Here is a 20570-nt window from a genome sequence, read left to right on the forward strand (position 1 = left end):
TCATATGTAAGATTGTCATACGATATGAGTCAATGGAAATGCCCGGACGCGGTTAAGATAGCCTCAGCATGATCCGTGCCAGCAATTAGCTTTTGTCAGACAGAAGGAGAATTGGGTCGGAGCCAATCGTCCCAGCGTTCTTCGTACAGCGGGTCGTGAAAAGTACATCCTTCGATTGCAGAACAGAGCGGTTTTTGCATTAGTCCCTAGCGTAAGCAGCCAATCTGGCGGGCGCCGTGCTTCTCAAACAGGCTGTAGCGGCCGACGAACCAGGGCAGCGCGGCCATTCGATCCCTCCATGGTGTCTGCCGGGCAGCGGCGCGTTCAGGCGACGCAAGAGCGGAGCGGTCAGCCAGATAGTGCAAGGCGAGCCGATTCGCGCGCGTCGGCTCACCGTCTACGACGCGGAAGCGCCGCACCATCAGCCAGTCCTTGCAGCCCATGAGATGGGGCACATGGTCGATTTCGTACCAGGCGTCGAAGTCGGATAAAGCAGTCTCGGGCACCTCGAACCACACGGCATAGACCAGCGCGGCGTCGATTGCCGCAGCGCCGCGCTCGTTTGGCTGCCGGCGAGCGCTGGTCTCGGCCGCTATATAGCGCGTAAAGCCGGAGACGCTGCTGAGCATCTGGTGCGTTGTCTCGCTCGGTTTGGTCTTGAGCTCTTGGTAGGCTGGCGATTTCATTACGCCTGCATCGGCCACTTCGTAAATCGCAAGGAAACCGCGCGCGTCATCCGCCAGATCGCGGTAACGCTGCGCCGAGACGAAGCCTGGGACGGCCATGCGCAGCGGTATGTGCTCCTCATCATACCATTTATGGAAGCGCGATTCTTCGCCGATGGGCGGCGTCATTTCGGAAAACAGGATGGATGTGCCTTGCATGAGAACTCCTTGTTGGGCGCTGGCCTGCATCGGCCATTTTAATAGGATCGGACCAGCGGTAGCAGCGTGAGCGAGCCGAGCACGCTTGCAACCACAACGACCAGCAGACCTGTCTGAAAAGTTCCGGTCGTCGCCACGACCCATCCGATCAGCGCAGGCGCGAAGGCTCCGACGAGATTGCCGATCCCGTTGATCACTCCGATGCCTGTCGACGTCGCAGAGGCAGGAAGCACCCTCATCGCGAGTGCGTAATGGGTTGGCAGGCCGAAACCCCAAGCGCCCGCGCTGCAGGCGATTACGATCGCGGCGAGATGCGGATCCTGGACGCGAGTGCCAGCGAACAGCAGCAAGCCAGCGGCAAGCAATCCGACAACGCTCAGTAGCGCGCAACGGCCTGTTCGGTCAGAGATATAGCCGGAGGACATCTCGGCAATAAACATCAGGATGAAGGGCAATGACGAGTAAATGCCCATTTGATGTAAATTGAAATGCCGCTCCCGCTCCAAATAAGTGGGCAGCCAGCTGTTGAGACCCCACAGATATGTCAGCAGCCCGGCGCCATAGGCGGAGAGCAACCAGACCCGCCGATCGGCGAGCACGACGCGCACATCCACGAGACGGAGCGACGAAGGGGCGGTTGCCGCCGCCACCCTCTCGGCTGTTGCGGGCGGCTGGTCGCGCACCACAGCGAACACCAATGGCATCACGATCGCAAAGCTTAACAGCCCGAGGACGTAAAATGAGGCGCGCCAGCCGAAGCTCGCAACAAGCCAGATTGTGAGCGGGAAGCCTATCGCCGAGCCGAGCGGACTGCCGATCATCCATATCGCGTTGGCGCGCGCCCGTTCGTGCGGCGGAAACCAGCGCTGCACCGTCTTGGAAATGAGCGAGAATTGCGGTCCCTCGCTGAGGCCGAGGACGATGCGATATGCCAGCATGGCGGCGTAGGAACTGGTGCTCCCCATCAGCGCCATCATCATACCCCAGAGTGCGGCGGCGTAACCAAGGGCGCGGCGTGGTCCAAGCACATCGCCGACGAAGCTCAGCAAAAGTGCGGAGATCGCGTAGGCGAGCAGGAACGCAGTCATGAGCAAGCCGAGCGCTTCGGGGCGAAAGGCGGTGCCTAGCGCGGCGTTGAAGCCGCTATCGGTGAACAGAACTGCAATGCTGATGCGGTCGAAAAATCCCGTCACGACCGTCGCGAGCATGACAACGGCGATAACCCATCGCCAGGGGGAGCGCGCCGCATCGCGTTTCGGTTGCAGTGGTCCTCCGCTGTCAGCTAAGGTTTCATCGGACGCTTCGTCGCTGCAGGCAAGGGAGAAAAACTCTGACATCGAACCATCCCTCATATTATTCCAGCTCTGGGCAACAAGCAGAGTGATGCAATCGGTATTGCAGCGGAGCGAAGCGGTTTCGGCGGCATTCGCGCCCGTACGCTGGCGGATGGACCACTGTCAAATCCGGGTCGCCTCTCGCACGCTTTCGATCAGCGATGATCGTAGCAAGAAGGCGCGGGCCCGCGCCGGATCAGCGGCCGTCGCCCGGAGACCATCAAGATTGGCTTGGCGCACCGTCAGGTCTTTTTCTTCGAGTCGCTTCTTGTTGGCGACTGTCTGATCCTGAACGAACTTTACATTCAATGACCGGCGCCGATGCGCGTACCCGTCTAGAACCGCATCGTCCTCGCCCTGTAGCGCCACGGCCGACAGGGAGTCGACAGCATCGATCGCGTCGTGAATGCCGAAGTTAAGTCCGAGACCGCCAATCGGATTATTAACGTGCGCAGCATCGCCAGCAAGGAGCACGCGGCCGATGCGAAATGTCTCCGCCACTCGCTGGTGCACAGCATAGAGATTGCGATGCACCAGCTGATAGGGATGTCCCAGCGGATAAATTCCTTCAAGACGAGTCGCGACTGCCACGTCGGACAGGGCCTCCTCGTCCGTTTCGTCGGAACGAGTTGGGAAAACGGCGCGCCAACGCCCTTTCCCGTCATCGCCGGCGACTTTAAACAGATTGGCCCATTCGGAGACGCCGGCAAGATAGTTGCGGAAGCAGCACCCCATCAGCGCCTTCACATCGTCGAGCACGGTCAACACCACGAAGCGCTCCGGCCAAGTGTAACCCTCAAAGGGAACGCCGAGCGCCTTGCGTATCGTACTGCGACCACCGTCGGTTGCGATCATCCAGTCAGCGGAAACTGCTTCCTGACCCGCGCTGGACTCAATCTGCACGCTGACCCGGTCGGCGTCCTGCGCACATCCTATGACGCGGGTTCCAAGTCGCGCTAACATGCCATATTGCTGCAGTTTTTCCAAACCCATGCGCACAAGCTTGTGCTGCTCGGTCTGCACGACAAAAGGAAACGGCGTCTCATCGCGCAGCAGATCATGATCAAAAGTGGCGACGCGCGCGCGGCTCTCGCGATCCCAAAACTGAAACTCGCGCGCTACAAGTCCCTCGGCAATAAATCGATCGAGGAGTCCGATGCGATGGATCATCTCGAGCGTTGAGGGATGCGTCGTCGCGGCGCGTGGATTGGTATCTATTTCAGTAGCCGCCTCGATAAGCTGAACATCGAAGCCGGACTGCGTTGCAGCGAGCGCGGCGACAACCCCAACGGGACCGGCCCCTACAATGAGAAGTTGTGGTGAGCGACTCAATGTCCTCCTCCGGAAAAGTCCATCAGCAATCGGCATTCGGCGACGCGGACGCGACGATTGGTTGCCGGCGTGTTGCGACTGCGACCGACGAAACGCGGCGCCCCATTGGCGACGACTGCGCCCACTGCCGCGATATCGCCGTTGCGCAGAGCGGACAGCGCGTCGTTCTGCGAGCCGCCCGCACATGCGTCTATTAAGACAATGTCGGCATCGCGGCCGACGCGCAGGAATCCTGAATTCAGTCGATAGATCTGTGCGTTGTTCCCGGTCGCGGCGGCAATCGCCCACTCGACCGGAAGATCCGTCAGACTCGCAAGATGCGAAATTGTGTAGAGCATGCCAAGAGGCATGATTCCGCTACCCGTCGGCGTATCCGTCGCTATCAGCAGCCGGTCGAAAGCGTTGGCCTTGCGTGCAAGCTCAGTTACGAGGAGCGTTGTGCGCAGATTGCCCGCAGTGCATAGCTGCAAGGCGATCTCGGTTTCCTCCACTAGGCGCGGAAAGTCGGCGTCCGGCATCGCAACCGGGCCGCCATTTACGTGGAATGATACGTCTGGCCGGACGGCGAGAAGATGATCGGCCCAGATCCCTGAAGAGCCAGGGATCGAGGAGCCGCCGGTATGCATCGTGGTGATCATTCCGGCGCGTCGGGCCCAGGCGACCTGCTCCGCGTAACCGAACGGCGTGTCGAAGCCGCCAAAACCAGCCTTTGCAAGCCATACGCCCTGCGCAGCAAGTTCGGCGAAGTCGCTTTCGACTAGCCCGGGCTCAAGAATGACAGAGCCGGCGTGCACGCGCATTCCGCCTGGCCGGTAATGTTGAAAGCAACGTGAAGCCGCAATAGCGAGCGCCTTGACGCCGGCCGGGTCGGTCGGGCGGCCGGGCACATGCACCTCAGACGCGGAAATGGCTGTCGTAACGCCGCCGTGAACATAGCTCTCAAGATAGCCGACTGTCTTTTGACGCGGCGTGTAGTCCCCGAAGGTGATGTGGACGTGGCTGTCGATCAGGCCAGGAATAGCGACGACGCCGTCGGCATCAATTACTACGTCAGCGGCGGCAATGTCTTGCGAAGACAACGGGCCCACTGCCGTTATGATTCCGTCCTCGCATAGAAGCGCCTCAGCGGAATGAAACGGATCCCGCCAGTCGCCGGTGACGATTCGCCCAATATTGACGATCGCCGTCCTCATTTCATCGCCTCACAAAACGTCACCGGAGACCGTCCTTTCCCTCGATTTGGTCGGCCCGGAGTCCGCCGACGCGATCGTCAATCCGGCCTCGATTTGCCACGCAGATGATCACGGCGATCTCGTCTGCTTGCGGCCCATCGGGAACGGTGATCGTCATGCCATCATAGTGTGAGCGGACATAGAGCGCATCTTTGTGAGCGAGTGGGACATCAATCGAACTGCCGGGCGCGGCGCGCTTAGTGAAGGACGAAATCCAGGCGGCGGCGCCGCCAATCGCCTCGCGTAGCGGAGCCGCGAAGGTTGAAGTGACCAGCGCGTTAATGTGTTCCTGCTTGCCGTCAAGACCGACAATACCACCTTTGCCATAGCTGCAAACTTCATAAGGCGCCATTGCGGCGACGGCGTGTTGCGAAAGAAATCGTCCGAGCTCCGCGCTGGCGGCGATCATGTCGGTGAGATCATCGCCGTGCTGATCGGCTAGCGGATTACGTACGATTCCCACCACCGCGACCTTACGGAGCGGATCGCCGCTGTCCCTTTCATTCGGCAACGTCTCGTCTATAAAGAGGAGGCTGCGAAGGATGGGAAGCTGCATTTAGATATCCTGATATTGACGACGATAAAGCGGCCACGAACCTTCGACGCAAAGCTCCAGCGAAGGGTGGCTACGCCTCCAAACCACTCAACGCGTGTTGTGGGTATCGATCATATTGTCAGACGATTTTAAAGTCGTATTTTTTCCACGCGTCAAGCCGGAATAATGCCCACTCGATCCGCCGATCGCACGCTTTTTAAGCAAAGTGTATCTTTGTCGAATGTCATTCATCTCTAGATGCGCTTCGTCGGTTCTCCGCGTACGACGTTTTGCGAGCTGGATAGTAGGCACCGAAATCGGCGACATTCTAGGCGCCTTGGGCGCGAGAGCGCCGGACTGGCGAGGATGCAAACGCTGCGCGGCGCGGAAATAAAGCCCCGATGCCTGCGTTTCCTTGGGTTAGATTGATTCAGAAGCTAAGGCTTCTGTCTCAGTCGTGATTGAATCGCCGGCGTCGGCTATGCGCGCACGTCGCCGATCTTTCTCAAGGCTGGGACGTGGTCGAGATCGCCATTGGTCCTATCCGGACCTTGCGTAACCATATCATCGACGAGGCAGCTCGAGCCGGCGGCGCATAATCAATGTATTGACATATTGTCTGACAAAAAAGAGGATGAGTGTAGCGACCGTTTTGCGGTCGCGTCCGAGATTGGTCTGGCCGTGACGACCTAACGGGTTATAAGGCAGACGTCGTCTTTGGCGCAGCAGGGAGCCGACGAGCAATGACTGCGAATGACCCGGCAGCGATTTCGATTAACCCGTTTACCGGGAGGACAATTGCGACGTTCCCCAACCAGACCGACGCGGAGGTTGAACAGACGCTGTCCGCTACGGCCGCTGCATTCCGTGTTTGGCGGCAGACGCCAATCGCGGATCGCGCGGCTATCGTCCGCCAGATGGGGTTAACCCTGCGGACCCGCTCCGACGAATTCGCCGAAGATATAACTCGTGAGATGGGAAAGACCCTCGCCGAAGCAAGAGCCGAGGTGCAAAAGTGCGCCGATCAATGCGAGTGGTATGCAGCCAACGGACCGTCCATGTTGGCTGACAAAGCGGTCAGCGTGGAAAAAGGCGACGCCTATATTTCCTATTTGCCTCTCGGTCCGGTCCTGGGCGTGATGCCGTGGAATTTTCCGATTTGGCAAGTGTTGCGCGCCGCGGTCCCTATCATCCTTTCCGGCAACTGCTTCGTTCTGAAACATTCTCGGAATGTCATGCGTTCGGCGTTCAATATCGAAGATGCGTGGGATCAAAGCGGACTCCCAAAAGGCCTCTTCTCAATCCTCAACATACCGCAGGACAAAGTTGCCGCGGTGCTCGCCGATCGCCGCATCGCGGCGGTCACAGTGACAGCCGGCACAAAAGCGGGCTCGGCGGTAGCCTCGCAAGCAGGCTCCCTCCTGAAGAAATCCGTTCTTGAACTAGGAGGCTCGGATGCCTTCATTGTCTTGAAAGACGCCGACGTGGAACAGGCCGTCGCGGCCGGGATTCGGGCGCGATTTCAAAACAACGGTCAGGTCTGCATCGCGGCGAAGCGATTCATTCTAGAGAAACCGATTGCCAAGGAGTTTACCGATCGCCTCGTTGAAGGCGTGCGCGCGCTCAGGCTGGGAGACCCGACGGAGAGCGAGACGCAGCTGGGACCGATGGCGCGCGTTGATCTTCGGACGGAGCTCCATAACCAGATCGAGTCTTCGAAAAGAGCCGGCGCGGAGATTCTTACCGGAGGGGGCTTCACGAGCGATGCCGGCTATTTTTATCGGCCGACCGTGCTTAATCATGTCGCGCCTGGGATGGCGGCGTTCGATCAGGAGACATTTGGTCCGTGCGCGGCTCTAACGGTGGTCGGCGACCTGGACCAAGCCGTTGCTCTCGCCAACCACAGCCAATACGGTCTCAGCGGCAACCTCTGGACCAAGGATCTTGATTTGGCCGGGAAGGCTGCGCGGCGCCTCGAGACCGGAGGCGTATTCATAAACGGCTTCTCGGCATCCGATCCGCGCGTCCCGATCGGTGGCGTCAAGATGAGCGGCTACGGACGCGAACTCTCCTATTTCGGCGCCACGGAGTTCGTGAACATCCAGACCGTTTGGCGCAATCGATCCTGACAAAACCATCTTCCGCTAGGCCGGGCGTGTCGCGCTTTGCTTGGACGGATGCTGTTGTGCCCAAAGTGGAACGCCTTTTGCTGGAGATCTGCCTCCTGTCAAGCCGATCGAAGCGGGAGCACACACCCACGGAGGGCGCGATGTCTGATGGCACAAAATGGGTTTGGTTATCGCAGTTCGCCATGGAGGCGGCCCCGCGGGGCTTATGGGTCGTGTTCGCCGCCGCTCTCGGAGTCGGGATTGGTCTTTTGGGACTTCCCTTTTTAACGATCGGGCTTTTTATGGGCCCGCTTCATGCAGACTTTGGCTGGTCCAGGGTGCAAGTATCCGGAGCATCCGTTTGCATAAATGTCGCAACCCTTTTTGCCTCTCCTTTCATCGGCCGTCTATGCGACCGGGTCGGCGTTCGTCCTGTGGCGATCGGATCGCTCATCGCCTTATGCCTTGGCTTTCTTGCGCTGGCCGCCATGAATGGATCTATCATCGTTTACTACGCCTTGTGGTTGGCGCTCTCAGTGGGTTCGGTCGGAACCAGCGGGATTGTCTGGACGCGCGCAATCGGGACGCTGTTCGATAAGAATCGCGGGTTTGCTTTGGGCTTGACTCTGACTGGGACGGCTTTCGCGGCTTTGCTAGGGCCGTTGGCGCTCGGACCCGTCATCGGTTCTTTTGGCTGGCGCGGAGGTTACCTCGGGTTGGCTGCAATTACGGCCATCGCTATCCCAGTCACTCATTTCTTCTTTTTTGAGAGGCGACCTAAAGAAGAGACTGCCGGCAAGGGCGACGGGCTGACCGAAGTTGGTTCGCTCCTCGGCCTTACCAGACAAGAGGCGTTTAAAACTGCAAGCTTCTGGAAGATGGGCGCAGGCCTCTTCCTCGTTGTGCTAGGCATGGGCTCGTTCCTTGTTCATTTCGTCCCATTAGCGGTGGATGCAGGCGTTAAAATCCAGACAGCGACGCGCTTCTTTTCCATTATAGGCCTGTCGATGCTTGTAGGCCGACTATTTATTGGCAGGTTGCTTGACCGCTTCCACGCGGCGTATGTTGCCGCCGCCGCCCTTTGCTTTCCGGCGCTGGCGTGCTGGATGCTTATCGGAGCGGGTCCCAGCTGGACGCTCTTTGCCCTCGCCGCCGCAATCATCGGGTTCTGCGCGGGAGCGGAAATCGATCTGATCGCCTATCTCGTATCACGCTATTTTGGCATGCGGGCCTATGGCGAAATATACGGCTGTCAAATGGCCTTCTTCGCTGCCGGCAGCGGTATCGGCGGAATGCTCACAGGATACATACACGACACCTGCGGCTCGTACGATCCTGCTTTACGCGGCGGCATATTCGTCTTCATCGCTGGAGCGTGCATCATCGGATCGATGGGGTCTTTGCCGGTGTTCGGTCACAAGACGCCGGATCCGATCTCAGAGTCGCTCTCCTTATCACGATCGACCACTTAAAAGGGGCGCCGCACCGTTGACGAATGGCATTGTCGAGGAAAAATGAAGGTAAATTATCGAGACCTCCGCGAATTTATCGACCTCGTCGACAGCATCGGCGGATTGCGGCGCATCTCGGGCGCAGGAGCCGCACGCGAGATCGGCGGCATAACAGAGGTAGCGGCGGGTCTCCCGCAATGTCCTGCACTCCTTTTCGACGATATCCCTGGCTTCGCGAGCGGCTTTCGCGTGTTCTCAAACGCGACGGTGAACGCACAAAGGGCAGCCTTGGCCTTGGGGTTTGATCCGGATACGCCCGCGCTTGAGGCCTTAAAACTCTGGAAGGAGAGGCGGGCAGGCCTAAAGGCGATCCCGCCTGTGTTCGTGACCGATGCCGCCTTCATGGAAAACAGCCTTTCCGGCTCCGATGTCGATCTTGGCAGGTTTCCCGCGCCGCATTGGCACAAAGAGGATGGAGGTCCGTACATCGGTTCTGGCAGCCTTGTGATCACGCGCGACCCAGATGAGGATTGGGTCAACGCCTCCATTTACCGCGTGCAGGTCCACTCAAAGAATCGCGTTACGATCCAATTCGATCATTCGGGGCGTCATGGGTCGATGATCGCCAAAAAATACTGGGACAAGGGCGTGCCGTGCCCCGTGGCGATCGTTAACGGAGAAGACCCCGCTCTTTTTATCGCAGGATTCGAATACCTTCCCGTCGGCCATAGCGAATATGATTTCGCTGGAGCCATTAAAGGCTTTCCTGTCGAGGTCGTTAAAGGATCTGTGACAGGGCTGCCGATTCCCTCACGCGCGGAAATCATCCTTGAAGGCTACCTGCTGCCCTTCCCGGCAACGAATCTTCCCGAGGGCCCCTTTGGCGAATTTACCGGCTACTATGCCGCCGACCAAAGGCCGGCTCCGGTGATGGAGGTAACGGCGGTCCATTACCGGAGCAACCCAATCCTTTTCGGCTCGCCGCCTATGAAGCCGCCTCGGTTCCATTTCGGATTACCCTTTCGCGCCGCGAGCATGTGGCGCGACCTGGAGTCGCTTGGCGTAACAGACGTGACAGGTGTCTGGCAGCATGTATCTCAGCTCATGACAGTCGTTGCGCTTAAGCAACGTTACGCCGGACATGCAAAACGCGCGGCCTTGATTGCGACCGCCAACAATTATATGGCTCGGATTGTCGTAGTAGTCGACGATGACATTGATCCGTCGAACCTGGCTGACGTCATGTGGGCGGTAACGACGCGGTCCGAACCTTCGGAATCAGTCGACATCATTCGTAATGGTTGGAGTTCTGCTTTAGATCCTCGCCTCACTCCTGAGGCGAGGCAGTTGGGGGCAACTTCGAACTCGAAGATGATCATCGACGCGTGTAAGCCGTTTCACGCCGCCGCGGATTATCCCCGCACTACTGCCCTGTCTCACGCAGAGGCGCGCGCGATAGAGGCAAAATGGGGAGCCGCGCTGATATAATTGGCCCTTAGCGGCGCCTCCTTTTTAAATATTCACGGTCACGCACATGAATGAACGCTGATGAACATCGAACCAAAGTCTGCGAACCTTATCGTCGCGCTTACGGGAGCTAGCGGATCGATCTTCTGCGTCCGCCTCTTACAGGCTTTGAAGGAGACCGAAGTCCGTACGCACTTGGTGATGAGCAAGTGGGGCATCCAAACGCTTAAATACGAGACCTCATTCTCCGCCGCATCACTGCGGCGGCTCGCTGATGAGAACTATTCCGACACCGACCTTGGCGCGCCCATCTCAAGCGGGTCATTTCTAACGATGGGGATGGTTGTCGTGCCATGCTCCGCAAAAAGTCTCGGCTCTATCGCTTACGGACATGGGAGCGGCTTGATCCAGCGCGCCGCCGACGTTGTCTTGAAAGAGCGACGCAGGCTAGTTCTGGCGGTTCGCGAAACTCCGCTGAGCGACATACATCTGGAGAACATGTTGAAGCTCTCCCGCATGGGCGCCGTGATCTGCCCGCCTGTTCCGGCTTTCTACACTATGCCTAAGACAATCGATGACATCATCGACCAGACTGTAGGAAGGATCATCGATCAATTCGGCATTCACCTTCCTTCAGCAACCCGATGGGCAGGCGTGCCGCCGAAAGTTCTCGATAATTGCGAAAGCTGACGTCGTTCCCTTCTAGCTGACGGCAGATGTCTGGCGTTTGAAGCATCAGGCGGCGGGAGGCCTTTTAGTTCGCTCTTCAGTCGAATAGGCTTTGGTCGCCGCTTCGCTGGCGCAGCGAACGTGCGCGATAGCCGCCGCTCTAGCGGCTTCGGCGTCATGCGCCGAGACGGCCTTCAATATTGCGCGCATCTCCTTACTGCTCTTTTGCGCTCGACCCGGCAGAGACATGGATTTGAAGCGTAAGAAGGTTATTCGCGCGAGAAGCACGTCCAGCATTTCATGTATGATCAGGTTCCCGCAACCTGACAGCATCTGCTCGTAGAATTGCCGCGTAGCCTCGAGCTGCTGGGTTCGATCGCCGTCCTTGACCGCGGCGTCAAACGCCTCCAGCGCGTGACGCATATGAGCGATGGCGGACGTCGGGGCGCACTCAGCGAATAAAGCCGCCGCCTCGCCTTCAAGCAGAGCCCGGACGCCATAGATCTCTCGCGCTTGTTCGATCGTCAAAACCGGGATCACCGGCCCCTTGTTGGGTACGATCGTCACGAGCCGCTCCGCCTCAAGACTTCGCAAGGCCTCACGAACCGAAGGGCGGCTGATCCCAAGGCGGTTGCACAGCTCCGACTCCACGAGGCGATCCCCAGGCTGGAACACTCCCGAGATAATCGCTTCCCGTAGCTTACGAACAGCCAGCCCCTGCACGCTCTGGGGCGAGACCTTGAGATCCATCATAGCTCCGGATTCGGCTCAATTGACGCTTTTTAATGATTCGGGTCCACCGAACAACGATTCTAAAATCGTGATTGCTCGGAAAGCCGCTTTCGGCGACGCATTTTACACGCAGTCGTGCGCTTCGGCGAGTCGAAAGCCTCCTTCCGCACAAGATAGCCTACGGACGGAGTCCTTTGCAGCGCCGGATTGAGCAGGTCGCCCCCTGAGCCTCGCTCACTGGCATAGCTGCTGGTGAGCGAGGGCGCTTCGCGTTTCCGGCTCACGAGGCGTGCGCTTATCCGCGACGCCAACCGTTAGAAATGTCCACCGACATTCCCGCGAGAGACCGTTTTGGCAAGCAGGATCGCGTTTTCACGAATTTGAATGGCTCTTACCATTGACGGAATGTCTTACAATATGAAAGTTTGATCTATCGACCAACGTCTTCATGTGAGTGGTTTTTGGGATGGATATCAAAATTCGCAGGGTTACGACGCTCGTGGAGGAGCATTTTTTTGAAGCCGGCCGGAAGGCTGATACGCCGATTCGAAAGGTTGCGGCGGTTATCGTCATCGAGAACCCGTATGCAGGTCGTTATGTGGAAGATCTTTCCCCTTTGACGGAAGCAAGCGCGCAACTTGGCCGTCAAATGGCTGCGCAGGCTGTGGCGCCCCTCAATGGGGCCTCCGTGGAAAGCTATGGAAAAGCCGGACTCGTCGGAATGTCTGGGGAGACCGAGCACGCAAATGCCTTGCTTACCACTATCTTTGCTATCCCTTTTCGCGAAGCCATTGGCGGCGGGGACGCATGGATCTCCTCGGTGACAAAAGTGGCCGCGCCGGGCGCGCTCATCGACGTGCCAATGAACTCCAAGGACGAAATTTACATCCGCTCGCACTATAATACGATGAGCCTTGTGTTGCCTGATGCGCCGATGCCCGATGAAATCGCCCTCATCTTCTGCTTGGCGACCCGGGGGCGTCTGAATGCGCGCGTCGGCGGCCTAACCCTTGCAGAAGTAAAGAAGCGGCAGGCTCAATAGATTCGGGAACTTGGGGCGAGCCCAAATCGCAACGGCGAGGATGCGGAACACGAGGCTCGCCCAAGGTAATGCCAGCGTTTCCCAAACAGATCCACTGAGCAGAGGCGCTATGTCCATTGTCTGACCCCAATATCGCTTTGGATCTGCCGGTCAAGCCTGCTGACCCGGTGCAGGCCTATAGCCGTCGACGGTGGCTTGTCGTCGCCGTCCTATTTTTGGCGGTTATCGCGGCCTTCTTCGACCGCATCAGCGTGGCGGTCCTTTTCACTGACGTTGATTTTCAGAATGCGGCCGGAACCGGGTTCGATCCAACCCGCCTCAGCCTTTTGATGACGGTCTTCATCTTTGCATATGGCGTCTCGGGCGTCCTACTCAGTTTCATGGGCGACCTTTATGGCCCCCGGCGTTGCCTGGCGGTTGGAACCGTCGTCTGGGGAGTTTCTGTGGCGTTGATGGGGGCCGCTACCGGCCTCGCCAATATGCTTATCTGCCGCTTGCTGCTGGGCATTGCCGAAGGGCCGCAGTTCTCCCTCACCAACTCGGTCGTCAAGCGTTGGTTTCCGCCCAAGGAGCAAGCGCGAGCCAACTCCATCTGGATGATGGGTAGTCCGCTCGGCTCCGCCATCGGATTTCCGGTTATTATATGCATCGTTTCCAACTTCGGCTGGCGCATCGCCTTCTACGTCCTGGCCGCTTTCAACCTTCTTGTCGTGCTGCCTGCAATCCTATTGATCATTCGCGATCGTCCGCCGGGATTGCATCGCGCCGAGCCTCAAGCCTTCCCTTCCAAATCAGGCTCCTACTTGGCGAACGTCGGCAGCTTTTTGCGCGACAAGCGCTTCTGGCTCCTTGTCATCTTTAACTCGGCCGCGCTGATTTATTTGTGGGGACTGAACAGCTGGCTGCCGAGCTACCTCGTGAAGGCGCGCCATCTAAACCCCTACCAGACGGGTATATTCTCGTCGTTGCCTTTCCTCTTCATGTTTCTCGGCGAGGTGACTGGGGCAACAGTCTCTGACATGATTGGACGCCGCGCGATTGTTTGTTTCCTTGCGCTGCTCTTGGCGGGCGTCGGCATGTACCTGGTCTCCATTATCCCGAACGCAGAGGGGGCCGGATGGATGATAGCCGCGAGCGCGTTCTGTTGGGGATGCGGATTGCCGCCGCTCTTCGCTCTTGGCGCGCAGATCATCCCGGCGCGGTCGCTGCACGCTGGCGTCGGCGCTTACAACGGAATCGGGAACATCGTCGGCGCCTTTTCCCCTTTGATCATGGGGCTGCTCATTTCCCGAACCGGAGCCTTCGACGCCGGAATCATGTTTCTTGTCGGCGCCGCCGCGCTGGGTTCGTTGGCGATGCTCCCCCTCTTGCGGCGATATTGAGGGATATAGAAACGCAAGCGGCGAAGCGTTGCTCTTAGAGAAACGTTCACGGTCGCTCTCGTTCAACGGCCGCATGGTTGGGCGGCTGCTCGTCAGGACGGTCTCGACGAGCTGGCCCGCTTGCCAGCTTTGTTGCGCCGGATCTCCACCAACGCGAACTCGCTATTAAGCGCAAAGCGAGTGAAAAACTCCTGAACGTGCTGAAGGTCGTCGCGCGTCATATTGGCGAAGAGCCTATCATTGACGGATCGCACCAACGGGGTCACATCGCGCACGATCTCTTCGCCTTGCGACGACAAACTCACGAGTACGCCGCGTCGATCTTCACAGTTCGGACGTTTGTCCAGCAGACCGAGCCTGATCAAGCGTCCGACCTCCGTTGTCACATGCGTAGGCGCCAGATGCACATGCGTGGCGAGCTTCCCGATGCTGACGCCCAGCGTTCCCTGCGTGTAAGCGGTGCCCATCAGAACTGCGAATTGGGGACTTGTCAGTCCCATTGCGCGTCCGAAGGCCTCGCGGCAAGCCTGAAGCCGGCCAAGGACGAGCACCATCAGGTAGAGCGTCTCGCGCAGCGAGTCGTCGCGCCCATTCGCCAGGAGGGACTCGTTGGATATCGTCAGCGGCGGCGCAAATGGCGTAGGCGCGCCGCCGCTGCGCGCCCGTGATTCTGAGGGAGGGACCGTTTTTTGCTTGCGACTACCCAAGTCGTCACCATGGCTTTTCGTATAGCTTCCTCGCCGCTTTGAAGGCGGCATCGTGCATTCCTTATAGTTCCGCGCGCTCAACGTCCAAGAGGCACCGTGCCGACGCCAGCTTTTTTATATGTACAATACATATATAATTATTGTATCTAAATGCTAACTTTGACCGTTTTCGCCGTTGATCGCCTTCCCGGAGAACCAAATGACAGCCGCCGCCTCCACGATGCCCGCTCAAGCGCCACGCCCGGCCAGTCTTCGAACAGGTGAAGAATATCTGAGAAGCCTGAATGATGGCCGCGCCGTGTTCTTTGACGGCGAAAGGGTGAAGAACGTTGCAACTCACCCTGCCTTCGCGGGAGCGGCGGCATCATCCGCTCGCCTCTTTGACATAGCGGCCGACCCGGCCATGCGTGAACGCATGACTGTGACCTCGCCGACGGGAGCGCAGACTCTACGCGCTTATCAAATTCCGAGGACACCCGCAGATCTTCGCGCCAAGCGGCTTGCGTCGGAAACATGGTCGGAAGCTTCATTTGGCCTCATCGGCCGTTCCCCCGATCATGTGGCCGGGTTTTTCGTCGGCTACGCGGCCGTCCCAGAAGTGTTTGCAGCCGGAGGCAAGGGGTTCGCCGAAAACGTCGTCGCTTTCTATGAGCATCTACGCGACAACCATCTGTGGGCGACATATGCAATCGTCCCGCCGCAAATTGATCGATCGAAACCGGCGCACAAGCAAAGCGATCCAACCCTATATGCCGGCGTTGTGAAAGAGACGGACGGCGGCATCGTAATTTCAGGCGCGCAGCAACTCGCAACTGCAGGTCTCTATTCCGACTTCCTTTATCTCAGCTGCATCCATCCGCTCCAAGCCGGCGACGAGAACTATGCGATAGGCGTTGCAATTCCCATGAATGCGGAGGGCCTTCGTCTGTATCCGCGTCGGCCTTTCGCCGCGCAAGTCGACAATAGTTTCGATCATCCACTCTCGAGCCGGTTCGACGAGTCCGACTGCTTTGTCGTGTTGGAGAACGTTACAGTTCCTTGGGAGCGGGTCTTCATATACCGGAACATCGAGGTCTGCAGGGATCAATGGTGGAAGACGCCATCCCATTCCTATGGAAACCTCCAGGCGCAGGCGCGCTACGCCACGAAACTCCGCTTCATGATCGGGCTTGCCAAGCGGATGAATGAAATGACTGGAAATGACGCTCTGCCTCCCGTCATGGTTCAGATGGGCGAGTTGGCGGCCTTGGTTTCGATTGTCGAGACGATGCTTGAGGCGCAGGAAACTAAAGCGACGATCGACGACAAGGGCGTCGTCTGGCCGTGCAAACAAGCTCTCTATGCGGTCATGTCCCTGCAATCGGAAATCAATCCGCGCATGGTGGAGATCGTCCGCGAATTGACAGGTGCAGCAATGCTCACGCTCCCGTCTTCTATCAAAGACCTCGATAGCGATCTGACATCACCGGATATCGAACGCTTTATGGGGTCGGATTCGACAGGCGCCCGCGAAAGGATTGCGCTGATGCGAATGGCATGGGACTTTATTGGCTCCGAATTCGGCAGCCGTCACCAACAATATGAGAAATTCTATGGTGGAGCGTCCTTCCTCGTGAAGCAGAACATGTTTCGCAGCTTTGACTTTAAACGCGCCACGGCGCTCGTCGACAGGGCGCTTGCGCTTCCAGCGTAGCTTTGTTCCCGCCGCCACAGCATTCTGGATTGAGCGAGACAATGAGTTCATCGGATGCGCTCCCGCTAGTCTCAGCCCGCGATTTCCGCGATGCTGTGGGCCTTTTCCCGACGGGCGTTGCGATCGTCACTGCGACTAGCGCTTCGGGCGATCGGCTTGGGGCGACCGTCAGCTCCTTCTCCTCCGTCTCGCTTGAGCCTCCCCTTGTCTCCTTTAACCTTTCAAAGGCGGCGAAGTCGTTCGACGAATGGGCGTCCGCAGCCTGCTTTGCAGTCAACCTTCTGTCGGAAAATCAAGACGACCTATCAACGAGATTCGCTCGCTCGATGACCGACAAGTGGGGTGGCATAACGCCGCTGCAAGGGAAGATGATTGAAGCGCCCCTCCTTGAGGGAGCCCTGGCGTGGCTTGAATGCAGCAAATTCGCGCAATATGAAGGAGGTGACCACCTCATAATATTAGGTCGCATTCTCATACTGACGCGCAATCAACGGGCGAGCGAGAGGCCGCTCGTATTCTTCAAGAGTCGCTATCACCGCCTGGATGCCGACCGCGCAAGGCTTCAAGAAAACGCAATGTGGCTGCACGGCTGGTGACAATTCGGAGGAGCCTTTGACTCAGCCGGCTCCGCCCAGAGCGATGCGCGTCACCAGCCAAACCTCGTTGTTGAACCGCTCGTCCGGTGAAATCACCTGACCAAATCTTCCCTCACAACGAGAAAATCATGCACTCAGTCGCTGTGCAGCGTCGGGGGTGGCCATGACCTCATCTGCGTTCATAGATCGGATACTCGGCTGGCGCGCCGCGCCTCGGTTATCCTATTTTGCGGACGCAGCCGGTGCCCTCGCCGTAAAGCGTAGGAAACAGGTGTACATGGAACGATGCGCGTCATGCCGTGGCGTATCTCCACGAAAAGCCGTCGTGGCCGCCAAACGCTTTCCTACGATACACTTTCCTACGATTTTACAGAGGCTCACCAACGAGATGCGATTCTGCACGACGTAATCGTACGCCCCGGCATCAGGGGCTTGGCCCCTCGACGAAGGAAGCGTTTACATTCTCACAGGATTTCGGTTGTTTTACCGGATTTTGATTAAGTTGATTATTTGATTAAATCATTGGTTCTTTGGGGAAAAAATCTCTGCGTTAGGGAGTGTCCGGTCGATAGGTGATGCGCCGCGCCTCTAAACAAACCCCCTACCCGCCGCACGCTGCGCCTGAGAATCGGGGTGACGGCAGGTAACGGCAGGTCCTCCCGTTTGGGACGTATCGCGCGCCCGCGCATTCGCGCGCGCGTGAACGGCTGAAACAGAAACGCCTGCCGTTACCTGCCGTCAATACAGGTCGCAGTGTTCGCCCCGCTCGGTAAGCTTCAATCGCACCCCCAAGAAAGTGCGCGTGCCGTCACGGTCCTTGCTCGGCTGGAATCCTCGGTTTTCAAGTTTTTCAAACAGCTGTTTTTGGCTGCCGACGAACTCGCCGCCGCGTTCGGCCCACGCCTTCCAGCTGGCGAACAATTGCGCCCTGGGCGTTCGATAATTAGCGTTCAGCTCACAGCACTCGTCGAGCCATGTCGCCAAGGTATCCTCGGCCTCCAAATAGTCGTTGGTCGCGCCACTCACAGCCGCTGGCCGATCGAGGCCTTCCTCACACCATTTCCGCGCGCCTTCGATCGCCCATGCGAGAATTCCGCACCATTCTTCCTTGAGCTTTTCCGGCAAACGCCGGTCTTGTTCATCCTGAGGGATCGACACCGCGAAAGGAATCAAGTGAAACCGACGCCGGATGCTTTCGTCGACGCCGCGTAAGCCCGGCTTATGATTGCCCGTCACAAACAATTTGAATGTTGGCGCGAAGTCGAAAAAATCCTGGCGCATGAACCGCGCCGAAATCGGATCGCCGCCAGTCAGCGCTTTCACCTTGGCTTCCGCCCACTTTCGGCCTTCCTCGGTTTCACTTGCCGAGACAAAGCGGGCGCCCGCAAACCCGGCGAGATCGGTCGGATGACCCGACTGATGCGTAGCGACAAAGGTTTCCATTGGGGCGATGCGTGCATAGCTCCCCAGAATTCCGTTCATCGCCCCGAGCAAAACGCCCTTGCCATTTCCGCCGGTTCCAAAGCCGAAGAAAAGCGCATGCTCGCGAATCGAGCCGGTCAGACAGTAGCCAAACATCTTTTGAATGTAGTCGATCAATTCCTGATCTTTATCGAATATCTGATCGAGGAACGCCAAGAATTTGGGACAGTCTCCGCCGGGGCCCACGGCGGTCGTTTTCATGCAGAAGTCATCCAGACGATGCGGCCGGATTGAGCCGCTCTTAAGATCCACGACTCCCTCCGGCGTGTTTAGCGCCCAAATGTCGGAATCCCACTGCTCGGTCGTCGCTGCGAGCCGGCGGTCCGATCGCGCCAGGGTCTCGATCGCTGCAATTGATCGTTTGGCGCATAAGCGCGTCCGAACCCCAGGCTTTGCGTTTTCAGTCGCCAGTCGGACCTGCTTGCGAATGCGGTCAAAAATCAACAGCGTTTTCTCAGGTTGCCACCGGCCGCCGCTGTAGACCATCCACCGGCTCCAGCTGGCCACGTAGCGAAAATGCGCGCCGTGCTCGGCGAAAAGCAAAGCCTGCCCATCCTCGGTCAGTGCGCCCGAACTCGCGACCTCGACGTTCACGTCGCGATGCGCCCTCCGCGCCGCGGCGTCTGCTTCGGGGGCGTCAGCGTCATCCAAGTCGGTTATTCCGACGATGGGCTGCGTCTTCTCCGCATTCATGCGGAAGGAAGACGCGTCACCGTGGCCCTCCGGCGAAGTTCCGGGAAACGAGCGAATTGTTATGCCGTCCAGTCTCCCCGGAGCCGGAGCGCGATTATTGCCTGGAAGAAATTGTGGAATTTCTGGATCGCTCATCTGCCGCCTCCGCCGGGCTGAGCCGTTACGTGATGAAGGTCCATGATCTCGTTAATAAGGAGCGCCGTCGCTCTCATCCCTTCGACGGCGTGGCTGGCGTGATGCGATGCCGCCTCGTCGTCGTTGATCTCGAGCGAGCCAAGCATCAGTTTTATGTGAGCCATGCAAAGGGAGCCGATCCGCCAGGCGCTGTCCCTTGACAGCGCGAGGCGTTGTTCCTCGGTTGGCGATCCCGGTTCGGCGCGGGGTACGGTTCTTTCAGTCAGATCCAAGGCGCACCTCAAGCCCCTGCGGCATCTCCGCGCTTTCGACGACTTGGAAAAGTGCGCGCGACGCTATCGGTTCTCCCGTCATTGCAGGGTACCGTTCTGTCCCAACTCTGCTCACCAAAAGGGGTAAGCTAGGGCGGCGTTTGCCGATCAAGTTGGTCCAATCAACCTCGAACCTTTCGCGCGTCTCGACGATGAGGACGTGCTGTCGCAGCATCGCGGCGCCTGCCGCGGCGGCGGCGTAAAGCGCGACGGCCGGCGCTGACGATATGACGGCAGCCGCACCGATTTTGTCCAAAACAGCCTCGACAGATTTCCGATGAAACGCAGTCAAGCCAAGCGCCGCGTCGCGATCGTCGCCAAAAAGGACAACCGTCGGCCAATCGAATTTAGGAGCAAATGCTCCGGCGTTCTGGAGGACCGTCACAAATGAGATTTTCTCATCGCGGACGCCGGCGTAAATTGGGAGCAAATGCGGCGCGTGGGAACGGCAGAACTCGATCGCTGCATCAAGCTGTCGCCGCCAGCAACGATCACGGAGTGCGCTTGCATCGCTCATCGCGCATTCTCCGAAGTGCTGCGTCGCCGCGAGCTACTTATCCAAGCTTCGATGTCAGCCAAATCATAGCGAACCGAGCGTCCTAATTTTAAATAGGCTGGTCCCGTGCCGCTCAGGCGCATTTTATCGAGGGTGTTTTTCCTCAGCCCGCACATTTGCGCGGCCGCGATGGTGGTGAGTAATAGCCGCACGTGTTCCGTTGGTTTCATTGTCGCCGCTCTTCTTCAAAGAGATCTCGCAATGCGAGAGCGGCTGTCAGATTGACGAC

At 58.4% G+C, this 20570-nt stretch carries 19 protein-coding genes; 8 read left to right on the top strand and 11 right to left on the bottom strand.

Annotated elements, in window-relative coordinates:
- Positions 1–206: 206 nt before the first annotated feature.
- The 5 genes from WDN46_07110 to WDN46_07130 all read right to left on the bottom strand — a co-directional run bounded on the left by WDN46_07110 (position 207) and on the right by WDN46_07130 (position 5338).
- The gene (locus WDN46_07110) at positions 207–884 is read right to left on the bottom strand and encodes a hypothetical protein (GenBank protein MEJ0093193.1); all 678 of its coding nucleotides are present in this window, start codon (positions 882–884) and stop codon (positions 207–209) included.
- Between the two features lie 38 nt (positions 885–922).
- A complete protein-coding gene (locus WDN46_07115; GenBank protein MEJ0093194.1) occupies positions 923–2221 on the bottom strand; it encodes an MFS transporter in 1299 nt (432 codons plus the stop codon).
- 120 nt (positions 2222–2341) lie between these two features.
- Positions 2342–3550, bottom strand: a complete 1209-nt coding sequence (locus tag WDN46_07120; protein ID MEJ0093195.1) for an NAD(P)/FAD-dependent oxidoreductase — start codon at positions 3548–3550, stop codon at positions 2342–2344.
- The gene (locus tag WDN46_07125) at positions 3547–4743 is read right to left on the bottom strand and encodes an amidohydrolase family protein (protein ID MEJ0093196.1); all 1197 of its coding nucleotides are present in this window, start codon (positions 4741–4743) and stop codon (positions 3547–3549) included. Before WDN46_07125 ends, WDN46_07120 begins: the two co-directional genes overlap by 4 nt.
- A gap of 19 nt (positions 4744–4762) precedes the next feature.
- Positions 4763–5338: an amino acid synthesis family protein gene (locus tag WDN46_07130; protein ID MEJ0093197.1), complete on the bottom strand. Its 576-nt coding sequence runs from the start codon at positions 5336–5338 to the stop codon at positions 4763–4765.
- Positions 5339–6060: 722 nt separating this feature from the next.
- On the opposite strand from WDN46_07130, the gene WDN46_07135 reads away from it, so the two are divergent.
- The 4 genes from WDN46_07135 (at position 6061) to WDN46_07150 (ending at position 11033) form a co-directional block, all read left to right on the top strand.
- Positions 6061–7446, top strand: coding sequence for an NAD-dependent succinate-semialdehyde dehydrogenase (locus WDN46_07135; protein ID MEJ0093198.1), 1386 nt, complete (start codon positions 6061–6063; stop codon positions 7444–7446).
- Between the two features lie 182 nt (positions 7447–7628).
- Positions 7629–8897, top strand: a complete 1269-nt coding sequence (locus WDN46_07140) for an MFS transporter (GenBank protein MEJ0093199.1) — start codon at positions 7629–7631, stop codon at positions 8895–8897.
- A 42-nt stretch (positions 8898–8939) separates the two neighbouring features.
- On the top strand, positions 8940–10364 hold the full coding sequence (locus WDN46_07145) for a UbiD family decarboxylase (GenBank protein MEJ0093200.1): 1425 nt from the start codon (positions 8940–8942) through the stop codon (positions 10362–10364).
- A 60-nt stretch (positions 10365–10424) separates the two neighbouring features.
- A complete protein-coding gene (locus WDN46_07150; GenBank protein MEJ0093201.1) occupies positions 10425–11033 on the top strand; it encodes a UbiX family flavin prenyltransferase in 609 nt (202 codons plus the stop codon).
- 45 nt (positions 11034–11078) lie between these two features.
- Here WDN46_07150 and WDN46_07155 read toward each other — a convergent pair whose 3' ends face one another.
- Entirely contained in the window at positions 11079–11765 is a 687-nt protein-coding gene (locus WDN46_07155) for a GntR family transcriptional regulator (protein MEJ0093202.1), read from the bottom strand.
- A gap of 445 nt (positions 11766–12210) precedes the next feature.
- Here WDN46_07155 and WDN46_07160 point away from each other — a divergent pair, with 445 nt between their 5' ends.
- Together WDN46_07160 and WDN46_07165 are read left to right on the top strand one after the other, a co-directional pair.
- The gene (locus WDN46_07160) at positions 12211–12786 is read left to right on the top strand and encodes an amino acid synthesis family protein (protein MEJ0093203.1); all 576 of its coding nucleotides are present in this window, start codon (positions 12211–12213) and stop codon (positions 12784–12786) included.
- A gap of 116 nt (positions 12787–12902) precedes the next feature.
- Positions 12903–14168 carry an MFS transporter gene (locus WDN46_07165; GenBank protein MEJ0093204.1) on the top strand — a complete coding sequence of 422 codons (1266 nt, stop codon included), beginning with the start codon at positions 12903–12905 and terminating at the stop codon, positions 14166–14168.
- A 92-nt stretch (positions 14169–14260) separates the two neighbouring features.
- Here WDN46_07165 and WDN46_07170 read toward each other — a convergent pair whose 3' ends face one another.
- Positions 14261–14875 carry a MarR family transcriptional regulator gene (locus WDN46_07170; GenBank protein ID MEJ0093205.1) on the bottom strand — a complete coding sequence of 205 codons (615 nt, stop codon included), beginning with the start codon at positions 14873–14875 and terminating at the stop codon, positions 14261–14263.
- Positions 14876–15074: 199 nt separating this feature from the next.
- Here WDN46_07170 and WDN46_07175 point away from each other — a divergent pair, with 199 nt between their 5' ends.
- On the top strand, positions 15075–16568 hold the full coding sequence (locus WDN46_07175) for a 4-hydroxyphenylacetate 3-hydroxylase N-terminal domain-containing protein (protein MEJ0093206.1): 1494 nt from the start codon (positions 15075–15077) through the stop codon (positions 16566–16568).
- A 41-nt stretch (positions 16569–16609) separates the two neighbouring features.
- On the top strand, positions 16610–17164 hold the full coding sequence (locus tag WDN46_07180; protein ID MEJ0093207.1) for a flavin reductase family protein: 555 nt from the start codon (positions 16610–16612) through the stop codon (positions 17162–17164).
- A gap of 738 nt (positions 17165–17902) precedes the next feature.
- On the opposite strand, the gene WDN46_07185 is transcribed toward WDN46_07180, so the two are convergent.
- From WDN46_07185 to WDN46_07200, 4 genes are all read right to left on the bottom strand, one after another.
- Positions 17903–19474, bottom strand: a complete 1572-nt coding sequence (locus tag WDN46_07185; protein MEJ0093208.1) for a phage/plasmid primase, P4 family — start codon at positions 19472–19474, stop codon at positions 17903–17905.
- The gene (locus WDN46_07190) at positions 19471–19638 is read right to left on the bottom strand and encodes a hypothetical protein (protein ID MEJ0093209.1); all 168 of its coding nucleotides are present in this window, start codon (positions 19636–19638) and stop codon (positions 19471–19473) included. The genes WDN46_07185 and WDN46_07190 overlap by 4 nt, the downstream gene beginning before the upstream one ends.
- Before the next feature lie 94 nt (positions 19639–19732).
- Positions 19733–20302, bottom strand: a complete 570-nt coding sequence (locus WDN46_07195) for a hypothetical protein (GenBank protein ID MEJ0093210.1) — start codon at positions 20300–20302, stop codon at positions 19733–19735.
- Positions 20299–20511: a helix-turn-helix domain-containing protein gene (locus tag WDN46_07200; protein MEJ0093211.1), complete on the bottom strand. Its 213-nt coding sequence runs from the start codon at positions 20509–20511 to the stop codon at positions 20299–20301. The genes WDN46_07195 and WDN46_07200 overlap by 4 nt, the downstream gene beginning before the upstream one ends.
- Between the last annotated feature and the right edge of the window lie 59 nt (positions 20512–20570).

The organism is Methylocella sp. (assembly GCA_037200525.1).
GTDB lineage: Bacteria > Pseudomonadota > Alphaproteobacteria > Rhizobiales > Beijerinckiaceae > Methylocapsa.

Coding starts and splice junctions, on each gene's coding strand:
- WDN46_07185 (MEJ0093208.1), bottom strand. CDS start 19,474: ATGAGCGATCCAGAAATTCCACAATTTCTTCCAGGCAATAATCGCGCT.
- WDN46_07175 (MEJ0093206.1), top strand. CDS start 15,075: ATGACAGCCGCCGCCTCCACGATGCCCGCTCAAGCGCCACGCCCGGCC.
- WDN46_07135 (MEJ0093198.1), top strand. CDS start 6,061: ATGACTGCGAATGACCCGGCAGCGATTTCGATTAACCCGTTTACCGGG.
- WDN46_07155 (MEJ0093202.1), bottom strand. CDS start 11,765: ATGATGGATCTCAAGGTCTCGCCCCAGAGCGTGCAGGGGCTGGCTGTT.
- WDN46_07130 (MEJ0093197.1), bottom strand. CDS start 5,338: ATGCAGCTTCCCATCCTTCGCAGCCTCCTCTTTATAGACGAGACGTTG.
- WDN46_07190 (MEJ0093209.1), bottom strand. CDS start 19,638: ATGGCTCACATAAAACTGATGCTTGGCTCGCTCGAGATCAACGACGAC.
- WDN46_07160 (MEJ0093203.1), top strand. CDS start 12,211: ATGGATATCAAAATTCGCAGGGTTACGACGCTCGTGGAGGAGCATTTT.
- WDN46_07110 (MEJ0093193.1), bottom strand. CDS start 884: ATGCAAGGCACATCCATCCTGTTTTCCGAAATGACGCCGCCCATCGGC.
- WDN46_07180 (MEJ0093207.1), top strand. CDS start 16,610: ATGAGTTCATCGGATGCGCTCCCGCTAGTCTCAGCCCGCGATTTCCGC.
- WDN46_07195 (MEJ0093210.1), bottom strand. CDS start 20,302: ATGAGCGATGCAAGCGCACTCCGTGATCGTTGCTGGCGGCGACAGCTT.
- WDN46_07140 (MEJ0093199.1), top strand. CDS start 7,629: ATGGAGGCGGCCCCGCGGGGCTTATGGGTCGTGTTCGCCGCCGCTCTC.
- WDN46_07145 (MEJ0093200.1), top strand. CDS start 8,940: ATGAAGGTAAATTATCGAGACCTCCGCGAATTTATCGACCTCGTCGAC.
- WDN46_07115 (MEJ0093194.1), bottom strand. CDS start 2,221: ATGTCAGAGTTTTTCTCCCTTGCCTGCAGCGACGAAGCGTCCGATGAA.
- WDN46_07150 (MEJ0093201.1), top strand. CDS start 10,425: ATGAACATCGAACCAAAGTCTGCGAACCTTATCGTCGCGCTTACGGGA.
- WDN46_07125 (MEJ0093196.1), bottom strand. CDS start 4,743: ATGAGGACGGCGATCGTCAATATTGGGCGAATCGTCACCGGCGACTGG.
- WDN46_07200 (MEJ0093211.1), bottom strand. CDS start 20,511: ATGAAACCAACGGAACACGTGCGGCTATTACTCACCACCATCGCGGCC.